Raw genomic sequence first — 18,358 nt, forward strand, 5'->3', positions numbered from 1 at the left:
GCGCCGATCTGATTCGGCCGGATCAAAACGCGCTCAAAATACCGCTCACTATGAGCTTAGACGCAGCCAGTGCAATTGACTCCCCGTTTGTCGCTTTCAAACTCTGGAGCATGTATCTCGAAAGTGGAAACCGGTTTCGGAATAAAGGCATGCATAACAACGAATGCTCTAACTGAGATAGCATCTTGCTGACACACATAAAAAAAGCGGATGCTCTCGCACCCGCTTTTCATTCATCGATCAGAAAAAGCTTCAAGCTGCCGAGGCACTTGCCGTGTTGGCAACAAGGCGGCGCAACATCTCTTCTGCCTGTGGCTCGCGTTCCGAACGGCCAATAAAGCCGCCGCCAAAGACGCGCGCAGTGTTGCTTTCATCGGAATAAAGCACGCAGGCCTGTCCCGGAGCGATACCGCTTTCACCATCGACCAGCTCAACCCAAGTCTGGCCATCGGCATGGCGCAGCACGGCAGGGCGTGGCGGTCGGGTCGAGCGAACCTTCGCGAATACTTCCATTCCGCCTTCAGGCAAATCGCTGATCGGCGCATCGCCCAGCCAGTTGATGTCACGCAGGAAGACTTTGTGCGTTTCCAGCGCTTCACGCGGACCGACGATAACCCGCGCATTGGCGGCATCGAGATGCACGACATAAAGCGGTTCACCTGTGGCAACGCCAATGCCACGGCGCTGGCCAACGGTGTAGTGTACAATGCCATCGTGGCGGCCGAGCGTGCGGCCATCGATATGGACAATATCGCCGGGATTGGCCGCTTCCGGCTTCAGTTTGGAGATAATGTCGGAATATTTGCCCTGCGGCACGAAGCAAATGTCCTGGCTGTCCTGTTTCTTGGCGACAGTCAGGCCCATTTCCTCTGCAATTTCACGCACCTGTGCCTTCGGCAGATGACCGAGCGGGAAGCGCAGATAATCGATCTGCTCCTGCGTGGTTGCAAACAGGAAATAGCTCTGGTCGCGATCCGTATCGACCGGACGATAAAGCGCACGGTGCGCACCATTGGCGCGGCTGCGAATGTAATGTCCTGTCGCCAGCGCGTCGGCGCCAAGATCGCGTGCGGTCTGGAGAAGATCGGCGAACTTGACCGTCTGGTTACAGGAGACGCATGGAATCGGTGTTTCGCCGCTGACATAGGAATTCGCAAATGGATCGATCACAGCTTCGCGGAAGCGTGCTTCGTAATCGAGAACATAATGCGGAATGCCGAGACTTTCCGAAACGCGGCGGGCATCTTCGATGTCCTGTCCCGCACAGCAGGAACCAGCGCGATGAACGGCTGCGCCATGATCATAAAGCTGCAGCGTCACGCCAACGACATCGTAACCTTCACGTTTGAGAATCCCGGCCACAACAGATGAATCGACGCCACCCGACATGGCGACGACAACGCGCGTGTCTTCCGGCTTTCCCGGCAGATCGAGGCTGTTCAGGCTCATGATTGATTCCAGCTTCCGGGCATACGCCCTGCTTCTCAAAATTTAGATTTCTGCGCCCTATATAGGCTAAAGTGCGGCAATTTGCCAAGGGTCCGGGAACAATCATTGTCCAGATTGCGACAGGCAAGGCACACTTCCCCGTGAGGTTTTCCAGACATATGTCGCAAAAACGCCGGCAATAGGGCGAAAACGAAAATTTTTCCAAGTCTTACCAGAGAGTTACCAGCTGCTTAGGTAATTTTTAAAGCTGTCGCGTTAGTCTCACACTCGATTAGGTCCTTGAGTGTTGTGTAGAGAGTACAATGACCGATCTGGTAAGACCGCGTATAAAATATGTTATCGGTCCTGATGGCAGCCCGCTGACCATTGCGGACCTTCCCCCCGCCAATACAAGGCGCTGGGTCATCCGCCGCAAGGCCGAAGTTGTCGCTGCTGTTCGCGGCGGACTTCTGAGCCTTGAGGAGGCATGCCAGCGTTATACATTGACGGTGGAGGAGTTCCTTGGCTGGCAATCCTCGATCGACGAGCATGGTCTCGCCGGTCTCAGGACCACCAGAATACAACAATATCGTCACTAAGACCTGTCTCGCCAAAACCGGGACAGGTTTTGGAAGGACGGGGATCATGGCCTCGGTGGAACAATATCTTCCGTGCTTGTCATGGATCGACAAATCGAAAACCGGCCCACGTGGCCGGTTTTTATTTGCACATTCCGTTCCTATGTTGTGAACTTGATGCGTTGATCAGAACACGTATTTGTTCAGGAGGATGGCATGAGCGGGACTATCGAGATTCGCAAGGAAGACAGCTCCGACGGCGGACGCTATGCGGCTGTTCTTGACGGCAGCGAAGCCGAAATGACCTATACGAAGCTTGGTCCCTCATTGATTTCCATCGACCACACTTTCGTGCCGGATACGATGCGTGGCAAAGGCGTCGCGCAGGCGCTTGCCAAGAATGCCGTTCTGGACGCGCGGCGCAGCGGATGGAAAATCATCCCGCGCTGCAGCTTCATGCACGCGCAGGCGATGCGTCATCCCGACTGGTCGGATGTTTTCGGCAAGGAATAATCGCTGAACTAAAGCATGTCTCCCAAAAGTGGGAACCGCCTTCGCGGGGAAATCAGTCCACTGGGCTGATTTCTGATTTCGCAACAATGGGATAAAGATGCACGTAAAAACAAAGAGATAGAGCATTTCCAACGATTCGATTTAAACTGGAAATGCTCTATTGCAGGTCGCGAATGCGGCGCGCCAGACTTTTGGGGCCGGATTTCTTGTCTTTTCCTGTGTCAGATTTTTCTGCCGCTTCAAGAATTGAATGGATCGGAGATTCCGGTCCTTCTTTTTCAGCGGTCGCAGCCACCATACGGGCGGCGAGCACGGCCATTTCTTCACGAAGCGCTGCATTCTCGCGTTCGATTTCGGCCAACTCGGGGTTGTCACTCGCGCCAGCATTCTTACGGCTATAGCGCTCGATTTTTTCCTGCGCGTCGGAAAGCTCGGATATCAGCTTTTCAAGCTTCTGCTGCAGTTCACCATTGCGCCGCTTTTCGCTTTTCAGCTCCGTTTGTGCAGAGGTCAACTGGGTCGAAACTTCGTTGTAACGTGCTGCGGCTTCCTTGCGATCTCGACGCATTTCAGTCATCTCGTTTGTCAGACGGCTGTACTCCGTCTCGCTTCCACTTATTTCGATACGCAAGGTATCGGCCAGTCCCTCGAGCGCGCTGTAGTGGCTCTGCATCCGTTCCAGTTCCGCCTGGAGGATTTCTGCTTTTTCCAGCGCCGTGTCACGCGCCGCCTCGGCTTCTTTCGTCACCCGCTCGTGCTCTTCCAGTTGCTTCTCGATCTCCGCCTGGCTTCCTTCGAGGAGCGGAATGCGTTTCAGCTCTTCATATTGCCGGGCGAGCGTCACCTTCTGTTCCGCGTTCTTGTGGCGTTCGAGCTTCAGCAATTGTTCCTGACGGCTGACTGCAACGGCGTGTTCGGCGCGCAACCCGTCGCGGTCGGCACGTATCTCGGCCAGCGTTATCGGCAGTTCCGCCTGAACCTGCCGGCGCGCCAGAAAAAAGGCGCGTCGCCAGACCGAAGGGCCGAGCAGAACCACGACGAAAACTGTCACAAGAACGCCGAATATGAAAAAGAGAGCGGACTGGATCACGATTTCAAATAGGCCCGAGCGGTTTCAGACAAATATTTCCTATTCATAGTGCGCAATCGACCGTCTTTCCAGCCAGCTAAAACAATCTCCGGCTGAAAAGACACCTATGCGCAACTAATCCTTAAAACGGATTCCACGTCGGCGCAGCGGACAGCTTCAGATAACCGATATTCACACCTAGCCTCGCGCCCACACCGGTGCGGATCGGCACCAGCATGATGTTCTCGCGTTTCAGGACGTTGAAGCCGACACCCGCAATGACATAGGCAGAGCCTGCAACACCGGCATAACGACCGTAAAGGTTCTGGATGTCGTCGAGATTGTAGACGAGCATCATCACACGAGAACCCTGCCCGCCGAAATCCCAGCCAAGTGAAGGGCCTTGCCAGTAGGTCTTATGGTCGCCTGCGTTCTTGGTATAGAGCGTGCCTTCGCCGTAGGTCAGGCCGCCGATGAAAGCGCCGGAGCCTTCTTCACCAAGAATATAGCCGTTGGGCAGACCAAAACTCTGGAACGCCTTTTCGACCGCGCTTGCGATGCCACCCGAAGTCGACCCGAAGAACCTGTGACCAGATTCGACGATTTCCTCGGCAGTGTATGTGTTCTGTGCTCTGGCCTGATTTGGCAGAGCGATGAAAGAAACAAACAGCGCCGCAAAAAACGCAACGAAGCACGCCGCATTGCGGAATCTGATTTGCGACAGGGATTGTATGGCCATGTAAAATTCCTTTTGGCTCTCCGCTCCTCTGTCTGACGGCCCTGTTAAAAGCCAGACCACGTCTCTTACGGACATTTCGGTCGAATCGCACCTATTTTAGACCCGAATTTATTGTCCAAACCTTTAAGCATCGAAATTGGCTTTACGAAGGCATACGATTTCCAGCTTTTCACACTGATGTGAGGGAATGCCGGAGCCCGAAAGAACCGGAAAGAGAGCTTTGTTGCGGCGGTCCGACGGCGCGTGTATCCAGTTAAATCGATATTCCGGGCGATTCGCCCACCTTCATGCAGCGCGCAAACTCTGGCTTTGCGAACTGTCTCGTCAACCGATAACGGTCTGCTCATCCAACACGCCGGGACGAGCAGGATCGATCCGCGTTCCGGAGAAAACGCCATGCCAATGCCCGTTACCCTTTCTGCGCTCGACCTCGGTGCGCTTCTGTGCAGCAGGATCTGTCATGACATCATTTCGCCGGTTGGCGCGATCAATAACGGCCTGGAACTGCTGGAAGAAGGCGGAGCCGACGAAGACGCCATGGCGCTTATCAAGTCGAGCGCCCGCAATGCCTCCGCCCGCCTTCAGTTTGCCCGCATCGCTTTTGGCGCTGCAGGTTCGGCGGGCGTGCAGATAGACACAGGCGATGCACAGAACGTCGCCACTGAATATTTCAAGAACGAAAAGCCGGAATTCACCTGGGAAGGCACGCGTGTCCTTCTGCCCAAGAACAAGGTCAAGCTGCTTCTGAACATGCTTCTGATCGGCAATGCAGCCATACCACGTGGCGGCTCACTGGCTGTGCGCCTCGAAGGCGGAGATACCGAACCGCGCTTCGTCATCACCGTGAAGGGTCGTATGCTGCGCGTTCCGCCGAAGTTCCTTGAGCTTCATTCGGGTGCGGCCCCGGAAGAGCCGATCGACGCCCATTCCGTCCAGCCTTACTACACTCTGCTTCTGGCCGAAGAAGCCGGCATGAAGATTTCCATCCACGCCACTGCGGAAGACATCGTATTTTCTGCTGAATAAGCGCCCCTGAGCGCGGGGCCGCCCCGCGCTCACACTGGCAAACAGTCATAAAACCCTCTATCAGTCAGGCAACGCATTTCCAGTGAGATATGCGTCAGAAGATGTTCAGCGAAGGCGTGACAGCCAACACGCATTTGTGGAGGGGGACTGCATGGCGAATGAACCAATGACAGGTTATTGCCTGCTGGTCGACGATTCCTCCGTCATTCGCAAAGTTGCGCGCCGCGTCCTTTCCGAAACCATTGCAGAATTTGCTGAGGCCTCAACCGGTCGGGAAGCGCTCGAAATCTGTTTTGCGCGCAAGCCAGACGTCGTTCTGCTCGACTATGACCTTCCGGACATGACAGCGCTGGAAGTCGTGACCGAGCTCCGCGCCATGCCGGGCGGCGACCGCCCCCGCATCATCCTGTGTCTTTATGAACTCGATGTGACCCGCATTATGCGGGCGAAGCGCGCAGGCGCCAATGGCTACATCCTGAAGCCGTTTGACCGCGCCTATCTCACCGAACAATTTTCAGGCATTCTGTCCGCCTAAATCCAAAAGCAGTCCCCAAAAAGCAAAAGCTCCGCCGAAGCGGAGCTTTTTACATTTCGAAGCCTGTTGCCGATCAAGCGCTTTCGCGCATTTCCGCATCCGGCTCACGCAGCACATAGCCGCGACCCCAGACAGTCTCGATGTAGCTCTGGCTACCGGAAACAGCGTCAAGCTTCTTGCGCAGCTTGCAGATGAAGACGTCGATGATCTTCAGTTCCGGCTCGTCCATGCCACCATAGAGATGGTTGAGGAACATTTCCTTGGTGAGCGTCGTACCCTTGCGGAGCGAAAGAAGCTCCAGCATCTGGTATTCCTTGCCGGTCAGATGAACGCGCTGGCCGGAAACTTCGACCGTCTTCGCATCCAGATTGACCACCAGGTCGCCCGTCGTGATGACCGACTGAGCATGTCCCTTGGAACGGCGCACAATCGCATGAATACGTGCGATCAGCTCGTCCTTGTGGAACGGCTTGGTCATGTAGTCATCGGCGCCGAAGCCCAGACCGCGAACCTTATCCTCGATACCGGCCATGCCGGAAAGGATAAGGATCGGCGTCTTCACCTTGGACAGACGCAAGGTGCGAAGAACTTCGTAACCAGACATATCCGGCAGGTTCAAGTCCAGCAGGATGATATCGTAATCATATAGCTTGCCGAGATCGATGCCTTCTTCGCCCAGATCGGTCGTGTAGACATTAAAACTCTCGGACTTAAGCATCAACTCGATGCTCTGTGCGATAGCACTGTCGTCTTCAATCAAAAGGACGCGCATCTCTTATCCCCTTTCCGCAGCCGACCCGATGTCCCTCACGGCAGCACACGGAACTATCGTTGCCTGTGCATGAAGGTGCCAGCAAATGGTTAACAAAATATGATTCTGCTTGGCAAGCATATTTCTGCCCTGTTTAGAAAATTCTCTTACGCGCCTGAATCATAAAGACATTCTCATTCTGATGACTCTAAAGCATCGCATTAAGAATCTTCGCTAAGCGATTCATCTGACTCTAGCTTTCGCCTGTTGCCGAAAAACCACACGAGGTTTACCGAGCCTTAAGTCCTAACGCGTATGATTAACTTCGCCGGTAAAGGAATGGTTACCAAACGAGCGAATTCTTAACTTTTTGTTTCGCTTGTTGAGCCCTTTCGGAAGAACGGCTGCGATGATTTCCCCTTTAGGGGCTTGGATTCGCAAGGAGATTCGGCGGTGGATCGGGTGCGTTTTGCTCGTTTACACCTGTTAATAAAGTCGGGGGGAACGCCCCAACACATGAAGCTGGTTGGTGTTCAAGGAGTATTGCGTATGAAGCCACGTGAAAGCCTAGTCAGGCTGAAACTGTTCCAGGTGAAGGAAAAACGCCGTCAACTGGGCCAGCTCGACCTGATGATCGGCGAGTTCGAACGGATGGCCGGAGAACTCGACGCCCAGATTCTATCGGAAGAGAAAAAAGCTGGCATCACTGACATCAATCATTTCGCTTATCCGACCTTCGCCAAGGCGGCACGCCAGCGGCGCGACAATCTCTTCGTATCGATTCGCGACCTGATGTCCCAGAAGGAAGCGGCCGAAGCCGAATTGTCGGCTGCGGAAACCGAACTGACGAAAGCCGAAGCGCTCGAAGAACGCGACGGTGGCAAGGCTCCGCGGGAAGTGATCGAGCGCCCTGTCAACCAGCGCCGCGCCATGATCGGCTGATCGAAGCGGCCATACGGAAATTCAAGACGCTGCTTTTGTCGAAAAGCGGCGTCTTGCCGTTTGCTGCAAGCACCTCATTTTCCTCAGTATATTGATATTTAGAAATCAATATTTCCCGAGTAAAATCGGATTTGCATAGCTTCCTCCCCAGATGTAGTGAGGAAGGGCAATGCAGAAAACCTCCCCCTCAGGGCCGAATTCGACCCCAAGCAAATTCAATTTCAGGAACAGAGCCAGACCAATCCAATGGATCTTGCTGGCTGTGTTTTCCGCTATTTTGATTTTTGCAGGAGAAGTGCTGCAGCTACCTGCCGCCATGCTCCTTGGCGCGATGCTCGGCGCAATCCTGATGGCTGCAGGCGAAAGCACCTTGCGGGTTCATCGCTGGCTGTCGCTGTTAGCCCAAGGCGTTGTCGGCTGCCTTATCGCCCGTTCGATCACGGCGGAGTTTTTCACCAGCATGGGGCAACACCTGCCCGTTATCCTGCTCTCCGTCGGCTATGTGCTGTTTACCAGCACTTTTATCGGCTATCTGCTCGCGCGGTTTCGCATCCTGCCCGGAACAACTGCTGTATGGGGATCTTCTCCGGGCGCTGCCACCGCAATGACACTGATGGCCGAAGCCCATGGAGCCGATGCTCGTCTCGTCGCCTTCATGCAATATCTGCGTGTGGTGCTGGTCGCCACAGCCGCTTCGCTCGTCCTGCGCCTCAGCACAGGCGTGGAGACCGTTGCGCCTGTCGAAATCGTCTGGTTTCCGCCCATCGACTGGTCCACCCTCGGCCCGACAGTGCTTCTGATTGTCGGCGGCTCGTTCCTTGGAGAAATTCTCCGCATCCCCACCGGCGCCATGCTCGTGCCGCTTGTACTGGGCGCATTGCTTCAGGACACCGGTTTCATCACCATTGACCTGCCACCATGGCTGCTCGCGGTCAGCTACCTGCTTATCGGATGGCGCATCGGCCTTGGCTTCTCACGCGCCATCATCGCTCATGCCGCGCGGGCTTTTCCAGCGGTGCTGACATCCACGCTGCTCCTCATTGCCGTTTGCGGACTGTTCGGCATGGCGCTCGGTCACGTGCTGGGACTCGATCCGCTGACCGCCTATCTCGCTACCAGTCCCGGCGGCGCCGATACTGTTGCAATCATCGCAGCATCAAGCAATGTCGACCTGCCCTTCATCATCGCGATGCAGACCAGCCGCTTCTTCATCGTGCTTCTGGCAGGTCCTGCCATCGCCCGCTTCATCGCTGCGCGCATCGATAAGCGGATCATGAAAAAGAACCTTTAATACCAAGTCTCGTTGAGTTTGACTCATCGAGACTTGGTTAAGCCCGTGCGGCGATTGAGCATTCTCAGGGCGTGATGCCTTTGCATCTTAACGCCCTGCTATAACAGCCCGATTGCCGAAACTGGCGGGACCGTGTTACGCTTTCTGAATGACACAGGTTTGCACCCATCTCATGTTTCAGGGCAGTGCAGGCGCAGCTCTGGAAACATATCGTTCGATCTTTCCCGACTTCCTGATCGAGTCGATCAAAATCTATGACGAAGCGAGCGGCAGTCCCGGCAAGGTGCAGATTGCACGTGTGACCTTTGCCGAACACCGGCTGATCGTCATCGACAGCCCCATTCCGCATCAGTTCGATTTCAATCCATCCATATCGCTGTTCGTCGATTTCCATGATGAGGAAAGCCTGACCAGCGTTTTTGAAAAGCTATCAGAAGGTGGTGAGACGCTGATGCCGCTCGACAATTACGGGTTCAGCAAGCTTTTCGCCTGGATCAAGGACAAATACGGCGTTTCCTGGCAATTGAACTTACAGGCATGACAAATAAAAAACCCGGCTTTCGCCGGGTTTTTCGTCAATAAGGTTGAGATAGATCAGGCCTTCTTTCCGTGAAAACCACGGATGGCGCCGATGATCTTGTCATGATCGGCTTCCGACAGATAGGGGTGCATCGGCAGGCTCAGAATGCGGTTCGGCAGGCTTTCCGAAATCGGAAGTCCACCCGGCGCAACCGGATAATGCTTGTATGCCGTCTGCTGGTGCAGCGGCTTCACATAATAGATGACCGAAGGAATGCCTTCCGCCTGAAGATGCGCCTTCAGGCCGTCACGATTTTCGCTCTCGATGGAATACTGAGCCCATGCCGAACGGTTGCCAGCCGGAAGGGCGGGAACCTTGACGACATCCTTCAGCGCTTCGTTGTAGCGCTTGGCGATGCGGTCACGTGCTTCCATTTCGTCTTCCAGGATCGCAAGCTTTTCCAGAAGGACGGCAGCCTGAATCGTATCGAGACGCGAGTTGATGCCGATACGGACATTGTCGTACTGGGTTTCGCCCTTGCCGTGGAACAGCACCGAGCGCAGCGTATCGGCCAGTTCGGCGTCGTTGGTGAACATGGCACCACCGTCGCCATAGCAGCCGAGAGGCTTGGCCGGATAGAAGCTCGTCGCACCGACATGGCCGAAAGCACCACACATGACATTGTCACGCTTGCCGCCGATCGACTGTGCAGCGTCTTCGATGACGAACAGGCCTTCGCGGTCGGCGATGGCGCTGATGCGGTTATAGTCGGCAGCCAGACCGAACAGATCGACCGGGATAATCGCTTTCGGCTGCAGACGGCCTTCCTTACGGATAGCGGCGATGGCAGCTTCAAGCTGTTCGATATTCAGATTGTATGTGTCCGCGTCTACATCGATGAACACCGGCTCTGCGCCAACCAGCGCAACAACTTCCGCCGTGGCAGCGAAGGTGAAAGACGGAACGAACACCGCGTCACCCGGGCCGATACCGCGTGCCATCAGGGGCATCTGCAAGGCATCGGTGCCATTGGCGCAGGCGATGACGTGTTCCACACCCAGATATTCACCGAGCTTCTTTTCGAATTCGGCCACTTCCGGTCCAAGAATATAACGGCCTTCCGCAACAACCTTGGAAATGGCGGCATTGAGACGGTCTTCGATACGCGCGCGCTGCGCTCCAAGATCAATAAACTGCATGTTGGCTCCAATATATCTGGCCCGCACAAATGGATATGCGAATCCTCGGCAACCTATTTATTCGCTTGCGCCCTGCCCCGCTATGGCCAGAGCGTTCAAAGTTTTGCGATTCCTGTAACACCGCTTGACGCAGTTGACGCGGATCGCACGGCTCCCCTTTAGCGCGGGTGCCGGACAGTGCCTTCCGTGAGGATACGCAGCACACTGATTGCTTCCTTGCCATCGGTACGCGGCTTTTCGCGCGTCTCGATGCAATGCAGGAAATGCTGCAATTCGCGTGTCAGCGGCATGCCTTCCTCAACCGGGATATAGACAGGCTCGACGGATTTGAAAGACCACTGGTCGTTTTCCCGCCAGACTTCATGGCTGTAGAGCGCAAGCTTGCGATCCCATGGCTCGCCGTCATCGAAGACAGCCATGCCCTTTGTGCCGGTAACGGTCAGGCGGCGTTCACGATAAGCATTCAGGCGCGACGCAAACAGGTGGCCGCGGATGCCATTCGGAAAATCGAGATGAAGATGGGCGATGTCTGTGAGATGATCGAGCGTCGCAACACCCTCTCCGCGAACCGCGCTCGGTTCCTCCCCGGTGATAGCCAGGATCATCGAAAGATCGTGCGGCGCAAGATCCCACAGGGCATCGAACTCGTTGTGGAACTTGCCGAACCCGACGCGATGCGAATGCACATAGCGAATGTCGCCGAGCTCACCGCTTTTCACCATGTCGAGGAGCTTCTCGAAGGCCGGGTGGAAACGCAGCACATGGCCAACCATGAACACGCGACCGTTTTCGCGGGCAGCTTCCACTTCGGCTTCTGCAGCCGGAATGTCGAGCGCAATCGGCTTTTCGACCAGAACGTCCTTGCCGTTTTTCACTGCCTGAATGGCATATTGTGAATGAAACTGCGCTGGCAGCGCCAGAACGATGCCATCAATGTCTGGACGCGTGAACAATTCATCGACGGGAATGCTCGGAACATTGAACTCGGTCGCGAGGCGTTCCGCCTGTTCTGCCCTTGAGTCCGAGACCGCCTGAAGGGCACCGAGGCTCTTCAGGGTACGAATGTGATTGCCGCCCCAATAGCCGCAACCCAAAACCGCAATACGAGGTGCCATAAAACTATGCCTTTGCTGATGCCAAGTTCCTTATCGGTGCAAATGATAGAAAACAAGACGAAAGCTATGCGAAGAGTGCTTGACAGCATTTCATTCCGCACATATACCGCCGCCATTCCTTGCAGGAACAACGATTTGTCCCACCGGAAACGGCGATCATGAAGTTGTCTCTGTAAAGCGACGCGTGGCGGAGTAGCTCAGTAGGTTAGAGCAGAGGAATCATAATCCTTGTGTCGGGGGTTCGAATCCCTCCTCCGCTACCATCGTTCTCCCTCTCCAGACATCTGTGTCAAATGCCTATAGCTTGACTGGCTATCGATGCGCTTTATGTTGTGCGCGTCATTATTTAACGTCGGCACATTCATGCAAATCATCGCTCTCGATCATGTTCAACTGGCAATGCCTGAAGGTCAGGAGCAGAAAGTGTGGCGCGGCGCTACCTTTGGCACAGACCGGCGTTAGCTTTGGCACAAAAAGATAAATCCGCTAACGCCGAACCGATCATTCTCAATTGCTGATTATCACTTCCCGCACTGGCTTTCCCTTGCCGCCACCTGCCGTATAGGTCAGCGCCACGTTCTCAATCCTGAATGCGGAAAAGATCGAACGGATTTCCGGCACATCATTGATCGACAGAATGAACCGGCCTGACAGGCGAGCAAGGCGCTCGGCCATGACCTCGTATTGATCCCGGCTGAAGAGTTCTTTGCCGTAATAGTCTTCCGTCCCCCAATAAGGCGGATCAAGATAGAACAGCGTTTCTGGCCGGTCGTACCGATCAATGAACACTTGCCAGTCGAGGTTCTCAATCACCACAGATGCAAGGCGCTCATGCACGTCCTGAAGCAAGGGCGCGAGTGTGGTCAGATTGAAGCGCGAGCCGGTATCCCGATTCACACCGAACGAACGGCCAGCGACCTTGCCGCCAAAGGTCAGGCGCTGGAGATAAAGGAACCGCGCTGCGCGTTCCAGATCGGTGAGCGTGGCCGGATCGCTTGCCTTCAGGCGTTCAAACTCGCGACGGCTGGTGATCTGGAAACGCAGCGTATCCATGAACTGCGGATAGTGGCGCTGAAGGATGCGAAACAGGTTCACCACGTCGCCGGATCGGTCATTGATGAACTCGGCCCGTGGTGCGAAGGTGCGTCGGAAGAACACACCGCCCATGCCGACGAACGGCTCTGCATATAAGGAATGCGGCACTGCCGCGATGCGATCCCCGATCAGCCGTGCAAGCTGACGTTTGCCCCCGATATAGGCGGCAGGTGGCGAAACAGGATCAACGGCGGTGAAGTTCGATAGAAGGTTCATATGTACGTGTCTCGAAGAATCTGTCACAAGCCGCTTGCCCGAAAGGGCCGGATGCGACGGTTATCTTCAGGTGCTGTCGGGCGGGTTACATCTTGCTGGATAGGCCCGCCGCCACGAATTAACGTGGCCGTCCGTCATCCCATTCCTAACGCGTCCATATAGAGCTGAAGCATGGCTTCCTCTTCCTGACGCTCATGGTCCTCTTTCTTGCGCAGGCTAATGATGGTGCGAACGACTTTGCTGTCGAAGCCGCTGCCTTTTAACTCGGCGTAGACTTCTTTGATGTCGTCACCAATGGTTCTCTTCTCGTCTTCCAGACGCTCAATACGTTCGATGAAAGCGCGCAACTGGCCGACAGCAATGGTTTGGGCTTCGCTGGTAATATCGTCGCTCATTTTTGGCCTCGTTTTTCTAGGTAGGTTATGCACAATGGCGCAATAGTCTCGACCTGCTCAAAAATCCGCAGGCAATCGTTCCAGTCGAGAACCTTGGCGTTTGGATTGGCTATCGATTTCGGCAGCATGGCATGAAGCTCACTGGCGTAAGCCCGATCCAAGTCTTTATGAAGCGAACCGTCCTTGGCCTCAAAGACTTCGCCCCGCTTCATGCCTGCACCTGCGCTGACGGCCAGACAATGGCATCTACGATAGTGCGAGCTGCGGCTTCATCTTCCGCCGCATCGATGTCGCGCTTGGCACCAAGGCGAATGCTTTCGATCATTGCGCCGATTTGCTGCCACTGTGCAAACGCGGCAAGGACAGTGTCTGCGGCCTCGGCCAGCGTTTCTGCAGTAATCCCGACTTCTGATGACAGGATCGGGTACTCTGCGGCTTGCTGATTGGATGCAGCCTTGAACGCCTGCGCCTCAGCAACCTTCTGCTGATAGGTCATGGCCTGTCCGTAGCCGGGCGTAATGTATTTCAGGCGCTCAGTTTCGGCAGCGGTATCAATCTCGGTTTTAAGAGACTGCTTGACGACTTCCAATCCACCCATGATGATACCGTGGGGCAACAACACCTTTGCGAGTTCCGCATCTGTCTGTTGCCCTAGCGCATCCTCTGGCCAGCGCGTTGGCAAGAACGGTGTTTTAAGCCAAGTTGTAAACGCTGCGTCGTTCGTCTTAATGAGGCTACACCGGGCCGAAGAAAAAATACGCCCGTCGTCCGCCTTCCAATACCAGTTTCGAGGGTTGAAGATCATAGGTATACTCCTCCGGCATCAATGCTACCGCCCTGATCGCCGGGGAAAAAATTCTCTCCCCCGCCACCAGTGGTAATGACAGCATTTTTTGTGGCGTTGAAACGGCGTCCAGCAAACTGTGAGCCTATTTTTGAGAATGTCACCGCAAGCCATGATTGGAATGACAGGCTGTCTGCATTCGCCCACGCTTGCTGGCAGCCAAGATTGTAAATCGTCCAGGTCACGGGCGCGGCATACAATCCGCCTGAAAACAACGCGCCACTCTCTGTGCTGATGACAGCAGAAATATCAGAACGACCGTTTCCGCCAGAAATCTCAATACTTCCCCGCACATCAACAATTGCGCCAGATGAAGCATAGACGATCGACAGGTTTGAATTGCTTATAGGCACCTCAATACGGCAGTCGGTCAGTGTGACGGAAACCGTGCTCGCCGCCCAGACCATAAGCACTTGAGTACCTGCGGAACTCTGTGAACGGATGGTAACACCGCGATATTCCACCTTGCCCTGATTGGCGCTGACGCAGAAGTTTTTGCCAGCAGGTTCCACAATCTTGTAAGAACCGCGATCAGACGCATTGCCGATGACGATAACACTGCCGGAATAGCCGCTGAACATCGCCCCTTCATAAGTACCCGGAGCGAGCTGAAAGATGATTGCATATTTATCACTCGGGGCATAACGCGTAGAAACAGCCGCCCACGCGCCTTCGAGTGTCTTGAATGCAGATCCAGACGTGTTTGCCAATCCGTTGTTGGTATCGTTTCCATCCGGGCGAACAAAAAACGTCTGGTTACTTCCAAGCGGTCGCGGCAACAGAGATCTACAATAAGAAACCAAGCGCCACGCATTTCCGTCATAGACCAGCTCTGCAATATCACCATTGCTCAGATCACCTTCAATCAGAGCCGCCCCATCAATACGCAAAACCGGCTTCGCACCAAGAGCGTTGACATTGAGTGTAACCGCCATCGTATTCGTAGCCGTGATTTTAAGTCTCAGCCAAAAGCCAAAACCTAAAGACTGTGGCGCAGGATCAAGGTTAGATACGACTGAATTTGCCGTTCCACTGGCAGTGGCATAGTTCCATTTTCCAGACTGACTATCGAGTGCTATTTTTTCGACATAGACGCCGTTCACGCGCTCGAATACCCGACCGTCAGGAAGACTGATGCCGTGACCATTCTGAGGGGTTATAATATTCCAAGTTTGGCCGTTCCACTCGGCAAGCTTCTGCGCGTGGCCGTTCCAAACACTCGTGGCACCTGCCGGAATAAGATACGTATCCCAAGCAGTTGGGTTGGTAGGCGGCGCAGTCAATGTCATGGACTTGACCGGCACCCATGGCGTTAGAGAAAGCTGTGCTACCGGCACTTTTCGGCTTTCGACCCAAGCACGGCTAGCCAGCAACACAGATGGATCAACGAGCATGGTCACATTGGCTGTTTCGCCAATGATGATCTGGAATTCATAGCGAATATCTTCAAGCTGCCCTTCCAGCGCTGTCGGCTTGTATTGCGAAACCGGCTTTGCGACCGCAACCATATCGCCAACTACGTCAAAAATACCGAATTCGCGCATCCACCAGCCACCGGCAGTGGTCGGGATGATGGATGTAACCAGAACGGCAGACGGATTGAGCGGATCAATCACCACGCTTTCAACCGGCGTTCGCCAGACTTCTCTAACGAGTGCGGTACTGGCAGCGGTCGGATTAACCTCGGCACCATTGCCGTCACCGATAGCAAAGTGGGTGATTGTAACAGCTGCGCCACCGGCAGCACTTAAGGCCAGCTTGTTACGGCCCTTGTTGGTGACGATAGAAAAATAGTTCTGCGCCATGGTTAGACCCCGGAAGTGGACAAAGCGTTGATGCGGATTTCACGAACAGCGCGAGCGCCGGTTCCCGCATAGGATGGAATGATAAAATCGTCGGAGCCAAGCTGTGGCGCGTTGATACGCACGGTCCGGCCACGCCGAGATGCAGCCCCGGCATAAACGTTAGAGATACCGCGCAAGCCGTACTGGATGGCGATGTCTTGGCTCCAGCGCTTGGTGGCATTGATGACACGAGCCGCCGCCCGCTGATTGGCAAGATCAAGCGGCGCATGACCGTTAATGACCGTATCCGATAGAAACAGCACGATCTTGTGCGTGTTGTGGTGCGCCTTTGGCTCTTCTTGCCACCACTGTGTCCAGCGCGCCGAAATACCAATAGCTTCTAACGCCAGCTTGACACCGCGCACAGTGCCAGTGCGAGCATGAATTTCCGGCGCATGACTGATCAGCGAACGTAGCAAATCCTCACGCATGTTGGCCGATACGAACTCTGACAGGCCAGCTTCAACAATCATGGTCGGCAGAAGTGATGCCGGAACCGTGGCTGCATCCTGAATCATCAAGGCCGATGGTTTGAAGTCGGCCAGAACCGCACTCAATGCGCTGACGAAATCACGCGAACGCCGGTCATTGACACCCGGAGGCACAAGCTCAAGCGGGATGAACGGATCAGACATTCGCCCGGACCTCCAGAACGATTGTCAGTTCATCCAGTCCGGCATAATGGGTTTCCGGCAGATCGGTGAACTCCAGTCCGTCAAGATCAACATCGGAGACGCCGGAAAGCGCCTTGACCGCAGCAATGATAACCGAAGGCGCGACCTGTGCGCCAAGCTCCTGCGTCCATGGATGAAAGGCGGCTTCCGCCGTCGCTCGCACCAAATCTTCCAGACCGAGAATCGCTTCCAGTGACCGGACGGTCAGTGTGAAGCTGAAGCCAACGCGGACAGGATCATGGATGGTGACATAATCGCCCATGGCGCGCAGCGTTTCTGGGTCGAGATAGGCAAGCACCGCATCCTTTAAGGCTGCACTTGGCTGGCCTGTCTTCATGAGCGGATAGATGTGAATGTATCCCGGCTCCGGGCGGATGGGAGCAACATCGACAATTTCGGGATCGACGGCCATGGCGTGTTCGCGATAACCGTTGCGCGGCCCGGTCTTGGCAATCGTGAACAGCGCATTGACCACGCGAAGGCGGAACCGCTCCAGCTCCTCATCATCCGTACCGCCCGCAATGGTGGTGACATTGCGGGCGCTGGCGACATAGGCAACCGGATCAAGCAGATCAGAAACCGCGCCCACGCCGAGACCGTTAAATGCGGCTCCCGGCGTCTGCGCCGTTGCGCGAACGACGCCTGCCGCCATTCCGGCCGGAATGATCAGATCGGCATCGGTGGCGAAGATGACAGCCGTGCCGGAAGCCACGCGGGTGCCTTTCGGAACCGCAACGTCGATCAGGCGAACCTGTGTCAGTTCAAAGCGGATATCGGTCGTGGCGGGCTGCGCCAGAAGCCGGAAGGTGGAAACATTGGTGCCGCGATTTTCCAGATGAACGCCGTCCGCAAAAACGGCAGTATTCTGAAGTGTGGCCGTCTGCGCCGCCTCATGCAGGATCGCAAGCGCATAACTGGCGACTTCGATCAAAAACATTTCCGTCTGTGCCGGATAAAGTGTACGGCCTGAAACCTCTTCAAAAGCCTGTTTAAAGAGCGCTTTAAGCTTGGATGGATCGCGCTCGAAGAAATCAGGCGCACCATTGGCGCGAAGCTGTTCAAGCGTCCTTTTGACGGGATCAGCCATTATACTGAACCTCCGTCACATATTGATCGGCAATAACGCTTTCGACCGGACGCCAGAATACCCGCGTCCTGAAATGCGAGAACTGCGCCAAGACCACTTCGACCTTCTCGACCACGATGCGCGGCTCCCAGATCGTGAGCGCGTCCCAGATTTCGCGGGTCAGAAGCGGAATGCCTATATCGGGATGCTTGTCGATTGCGCCTTCCACATCGCAGCCCTTTTCCGGCTCGGTCGGAACCGAACGCTTCGGCGTCATGATGATGTTGGCAATCGACTGATTGAGATCGTCAATGGCGGTGACGATAGCGCCGTAGGTGTCGTCGGCAATGCCCGTTTCCGGGTCGATGCGGCTAACCTTCAAGGACCAGTGACGATGGCGGATTTTGTCTTTGTCGATCATGCCGCCAAGCTATCGGGCGGCTCATACAAAAATGACCGGACATGATGTCCGGTCATTGCTGAAGGTGTGTCAAAAATAGCCGGAATAACCGGCAATG

At 55.1% G+C, this 18,358-nt stretch carries 21 protein-coding genes and 1 tRNA gene; 8 read left to right on the plus strand and 14 right to left on the minus strand.

The features are described from left to right. Positions 1–252: 252 nt before the first annotated feature. Complete coding sequence (gene mnmA, locus KWJ32_RS14040) at positions 253–1,449, minus strand: tRNA 2-thiouridine(34) synthase MnmA (RefSeq protein WP_012091625.1); 1,197 nt, start codon at positions 1,447–1,449, stop codon at positions 253–255. A gap of 302 nt (positions 1,450–1,751) precedes the next feature. Here mnmA and KWJ32_RS14045 point away from each other — a divergent pair, with 302 nt between their 5' ends. Together KWJ32_RS14045 and KWJ32_RS14050 are read left to right on the plus strand one after the other, a co-directional pair. Continuing rightward, entirely contained in the window at positions 1,752–2,027 is a 276-nt protein-coding gene (locus tag KWJ32_RS14045) for a DUF1153 domain-containing protein (RefSeq protein WP_010659559.1), read from the plus strand. Positions 2,028–2,222: 195 nt separating this feature from the next. Then, the gene (locus KWJ32_RS14050) at positions 2,223–2,519 is read left to right on the plus strand and encodes a GNAT family N-acetyltransferase (protein WP_010659558.1); all 297 of its coding nucleotides are present in this window, start codon (positions 2,223–2,225) and stop codon (positions 2,517–2,519) included. Positions 2,520–2,676: 157 nt separating this feature from the next. Here KWJ32_RS14050 and KWJ32_RS14055 read toward each other — a convergent pair whose 3' ends face one another. Both KWJ32_RS14055 and KWJ32_RS14060 read right to left on the minus strand, forming a co-directional pair. Next, positions 2,677–3,585, minus strand: coding sequence for a hypothetical protein (locus tag KWJ32_RS14055; protein WP_172488804.1), 909 nt, complete (start codon positions 3,583–3,585; stop codon positions 2,677–2,679). Between the two features lie 145 nt (positions 3,586–3,730). After that, positions 3,731–4,327, minus strand: coding sequence for an EipA family protein (locus tag KWJ32_RS14060; RefSeq protein ID WP_010659556.1), 597 nt, complete (start codon positions 4,325–4,327; stop codon positions 3,731–3,733). A gap of 396 nt (positions 4,328–4,723) precedes the next feature. Here KWJ32_RS14060 and KWJ32_RS14065 point away from each other — a divergent pair, with 396 nt between their 5' ends. Both KWJ32_RS14065 and KWJ32_RS14070 read left to right on the plus strand, forming a co-directional pair. Continuing rightward, positions 4,724–5,353 (plus strand): histidine phosphotransferase family protein, encoded by a 630-nt coding sequence (locus KWJ32_RS14065; protein WP_006467394.1) that lies wholly within the window; start codon positions 4,724–4,726, stop codon positions 5,351–5,353. A gap of 151 nt (positions 5,354–5,504) precedes the next feature. Beyond that, complete coding sequence (locus KWJ32_RS14070; RefSeq protein ID WP_012091623.1) at positions 5,505–5,888, plus strand: response regulator; 384 nt, start codon at positions 5,505–5,507, stop codon at positions 5,886–5,888. Positions 5,889–5,961: 73 nt separating this feature from the next. Here KWJ32_RS14070 and ctrA read toward each other — a convergent pair whose 3' ends face one another. Then, positions 5,962–6,660: a cell cycle two-component system response regulator CtrA gene (ctrA, locus tag KWJ32_RS14075; protein WP_010659553.1), complete on the minus strand. Its 699-nt coding sequence runs from the start codon at positions 6,658–6,660 to the stop codon at positions 5,962–5,964. A gap of 528 nt (positions 6,661–7,188) precedes the next feature. Here ctrA and KWJ32_RS14080 point away from each other — a divergent pair. The 3 genes from KWJ32_RS14080 (at position 7,189) to KWJ32_RS14090 (ending at position 9,413) form a co-directional block, all read left to right on the plus strand. Continuing rightward, complete coding sequence (locus KWJ32_RS14080; protein WP_006472627.1) at positions 7,189–7,581, plus strand: hypothetical protein; 393 nt, start codon at positions 7,189–7,191, stop codon at positions 7,579–7,581. Positions 7,582–7,750: 169 nt separating this feature from the next. Continuing rightward, positions 7,751–8,872 (plus strand): AbrB family transcriptional regulator, encoded by a 1,122-nt coding sequence (locus tag KWJ32_RS14085; protein ID WP_012091621.1) that lies wholly within the window; start codon positions 7,751–7,753, stop codon positions 8,870–8,872. Between the two features lie 148 nt (positions 8,873–9,020). Next, the gene (locus KWJ32_RS14090; RefSeq protein WP_012091620.1) at positions 9,021–9,413 is read left to right on the plus strand and encodes a VOC family protein; all 393 of its coding nucleotides are present in this window, start codon (positions 9,021–9,023) and stop codon (positions 9,411–9,413) included. A 53-nt stretch (positions 9,414–9,466) separates the two neighbouring features. Here the strand turns inward: KWJ32_RS14090 and KWJ32_RS14095 are convergent, their stop codons facing one another. Further along, the gene (locus KWJ32_RS14095) at positions 9,467–10,591 is read right to left on the minus strand and encodes a DegT/DnrJ/EryC1/StrS aminotransferase family protein (protein ID WP_012091619.1); all 1,125 of its coding nucleotides are present in this window, start codon (positions 10,589–10,591) and stop codon (positions 9,467–9,469) included. Between the two features lie 158 nt (positions 10,592–10,749). After that, the gene (locus KWJ32_RS14100; RefSeq protein WP_012091618.1) at positions 10,750–11,706 is read right to left on the minus strand and encodes a Gfo/Idh/MocA family oxidoreductase; all 957 of its coding nucleotides are present in this window, start codon (positions 11,704–11,706) and stop codon (positions 10,750–10,752) included. Positions 11,707–11,892: 186 nt separating this feature from the next. Between KWJ32_RS14100 and KWJ32_RS14105 the strand changes: the two genes are divergently transcribed. Beyond that, a tRNA-Met gene (locus tag KWJ32_RS14105) sits at positions 11,893–11,969 on the plus strand. A 244-nt stretch (positions 11,970–12,213) separates the two neighbouring features. Here the strand turns inward: KWJ32_RS14105 and KWJ32_RS14110 are convergent. From KWJ32_RS14110 to KWJ32_RS14145, 8 genes are all read right to left on the minus strand, one after another. After that, positions 12,214–13,017 (minus strand): DNA adenine methylase, encoded by an 804-nt coding sequence (locus tag KWJ32_RS14110; RefSeq protein WP_256885993.1) that lies wholly within the window; start codon positions 13,015–13,017, stop codon positions 12,214–12,216. A 134-nt stretch (positions 13,018–13,151) separates the two neighbouring features. Next, entirely contained in the window at positions 13,152–13,412 is a 261-nt protein-coding gene (locus KWJ32_RS14115) for a DUF2312 domain-containing protein (RefSeq protein WP_256885994.1), read from the minus strand. Continuing rightward, positions 13,409–13,624, minus strand: coding sequence for a hypothetical protein (locus tag KWJ32_RS14120; RefSeq protein ID WP_256885995.1), 216 nt, complete (start codon positions 13,622–13,624; stop codon positions 13,409–13,411). The genes KWJ32_RS14115 and KWJ32_RS14120 overlap by 4 nt, the downstream gene beginning before the upstream one ends. Continuing rightward, positions 13,621–14,217, minus strand: a complete 597-nt coding sequence (locus KWJ32_RS14125) for a hypothetical protein (protein ID WP_256885996.1) — start codon at positions 14,215–14,217, stop codon at positions 13,621–13,623. The genes KWJ32_RS14120 and KWJ32_RS14125 overlap by 4 nt, the downstream gene beginning before the upstream one ends. Then, positions 14,214–16,061: a phage tail protein gene (locus KWJ32_RS14130; protein ID WP_256885997.1), complete on the minus strand. Its 1,848-nt coding sequence runs from the start codon at positions 16,059–16,061 to the stop codon at positions 14,214–14,216. The genes KWJ32_RS14125 and KWJ32_RS14130 overlap by 4 nt, the downstream gene beginning before the upstream one ends. A gap of 2 nt (positions 16,062–16,063) precedes the next feature. Beyond that, a complete protein-coding gene (locus KWJ32_RS14135; protein WP_256885998.1) occupies positions 16,064–16,735 on the minus strand; it encodes a phage tail protein I in 672 nt (223 codons plus the stop codon). Next, positions 16,728–17,861, minus strand: coding sequence for a baseplate J/gp47 family protein (locus KWJ32_RS14140; RefSeq protein WP_256885999.1), 1,134 nt, complete (start codon positions 17,859–17,861; stop codon positions 16,728–16,730). The genes KWJ32_RS14135 and KWJ32_RS14140 overlap by 8 nt, the downstream gene beginning before the upstream one ends. Continuing rightward, complete coding sequence (locus tag KWJ32_RS14145; RefSeq protein ID WP_256886000.1) at positions 17,854–18,261, minus strand: GPW/gp25 family protein; 408 nt, start codon at positions 18,259–18,261, stop codon at positions 17,854–17,856. The genes KWJ32_RS14140 and KWJ32_RS14145 overlap by 8 nt, the downstream gene beginning before the upstream one ends. Positions 18,262–18,358: the final 97 nt, after the last annotated feature.

The organism is Ochrobactrum sp. BTU2 (assembly GCF_024539785.1).
In the GTDB taxonomy this organism is placed as follows: Bacteria; Pseudomonadota; Alphaproteobacteria; order Rhizobiales; family Rhizobiaceae; genus Brucella; species Brucella anthropi.

What these genes read in the sequence shown, in the direction of transcription:
- mnmA (WP_012091625.1), bottom strand. Translation starts at nt 1,449, where the DNA reads ATGAGCCTGAACAGCCTCGATCTGCCGGGAAAGCCGGAAGACACGCGC.
- KWJ32_RS14045 (WP_010659559.1), top strand. Translation starts at nt 1,752, where the DNA reads ATGACCGATCTGGTAAGACCGCGTATAAAATATGTTATCGGTCCTGAT.
- KWJ32_RS14050 (WP_010659558.1), top strand. Translation starts at nt 2,223, where the DNA reads ATGAGCGGGACTATCGAGATTCGCAAGGAAGACAGCTCCGACGGCGGA.
- KWJ32_RS14060 (WP_010659556.1), bottom strand. Translation starts at nt 4,327, where the DNA reads ATGGCCATACAATCCCTGTCGCAAATCAGATTCCGCAATGCGGCGTGC.
- KWJ32_RS14065 (WP_006467394.1), top strand. Translation starts at nt 4,724, where the DNA reads ATGCCAATGCCCGTTACCCTTTCTGCGCTCGACCTCGGTGCGCTTCTG.
- KWJ32_RS14070 (WP_012091623.1), top strand. Translation starts at nt 5,505, where the DNA reads ATGGCGAATGAACCAATGACAGGTTATTGCCTGCTGGTCGACGATTCC.
- ctrA (WP_010659553.1), bottom strand. Translation starts at nt 6,660, where the DNA reads ATGCGCGTCCTTTTGATTGAAGACGACAGTGCTATCGCACAGAGCATC.
- KWJ32_RS14080 (WP_006472627.1), top strand. Translation starts at nt 7,189, where the DNA reads ATGAAGCCACGTGAAAGCCTAGTCAGGCTGAAACTGTTCCAGGTGAAG.
- KWJ32_RS14085 (WP_012091621.1), top strand. Translation starts at nt 7,751, where the DNA reads ATGCAGAAAACCTCCCCCTCAGGGCCGAATTCGACCCCAAGCAAATTC.
- KWJ32_RS14090 (WP_012091620.1), top strand. Translation starts at nt 9,021, where the DNA reads ATGACACAGGTTTGCACCCATCTCATGTTTCAGGGCAGTGCAGGCGCA.
- KWJ32_RS14095 (WP_012091619.1), bottom strand. Translation starts at nt 10,591, where the DNA reads ATGCAGTTTATTGATCTTGGAGCGCAGCGCGCGCGTATCGAAGACCGT.
- KWJ32_RS14100 (WP_012091618.1), bottom strand. Translation starts at nt 11,706, where the DNA reads ATGGCACCTCGTATTGCGGTTTTGGGTTGCGGCTATTGGGGCGGCAAT.
- KWJ32_RS14110 (WP_256885993.1), bottom strand. Translation starts at nt 13,017, where the DNA reads ATGAACCTTCTATCGAACTTCACCGCCGTTGATCCTGTTTCGCCACCT.
- KWJ32_RS14115 (WP_256885994.1), bottom strand. Translation starts at nt 13,412, where the DNA reads ATGAGCGACGATATTACCAGCGAAGCCCAAACCATTGCTGTCGGCCAG.
- KWJ32_RS14120 (WP_256885995.1), bottom strand. Translation starts at nt 13,624, where the DNA reads ATGAAGCGGGGCGAAGTCTTTGAGGCCAAGGACGGTTCGCTTCATAAA.
- KWJ32_RS14125 (WP_256885996.1), bottom strand. Translation starts at nt 14,217, where the DNA reads ATGATCTTCAACCCTCGAAACTGGTATTGGAAGGCGGACGACGGGCGT.
- KWJ32_RS14130 (WP_256885997.1), bottom strand. Translation starts at nt 16,061, where the DNA reads ATGGCGCAGAACTATTTTTCTATCGTCACCAACAAGGGCCGTAACAAG.
- KWJ32_RS14135 (WP_256885998.1), bottom strand. Translation starts at nt 16,735, where the DNA reads ATGTCTGATCCGTTCATCCCGCTTGAGCTTGTGCCTCCGGGTGTCAAT.
- KWJ32_RS14140 (WP_256885999.1), bottom strand. Translation starts at nt 17,861, where the DNA reads ATGGCTGATCCCGTCAAAAGGACGCTTGAACAGCTTCGCGCCAATGGT.
- KWJ32_RS14145 (WP_256886000.1), bottom strand. Translation starts at nt 18,261, where the DNA reads ATGATCGACAAAGACAAAATCCGCCATCGTCACTGGTCCTTGAAGGTT.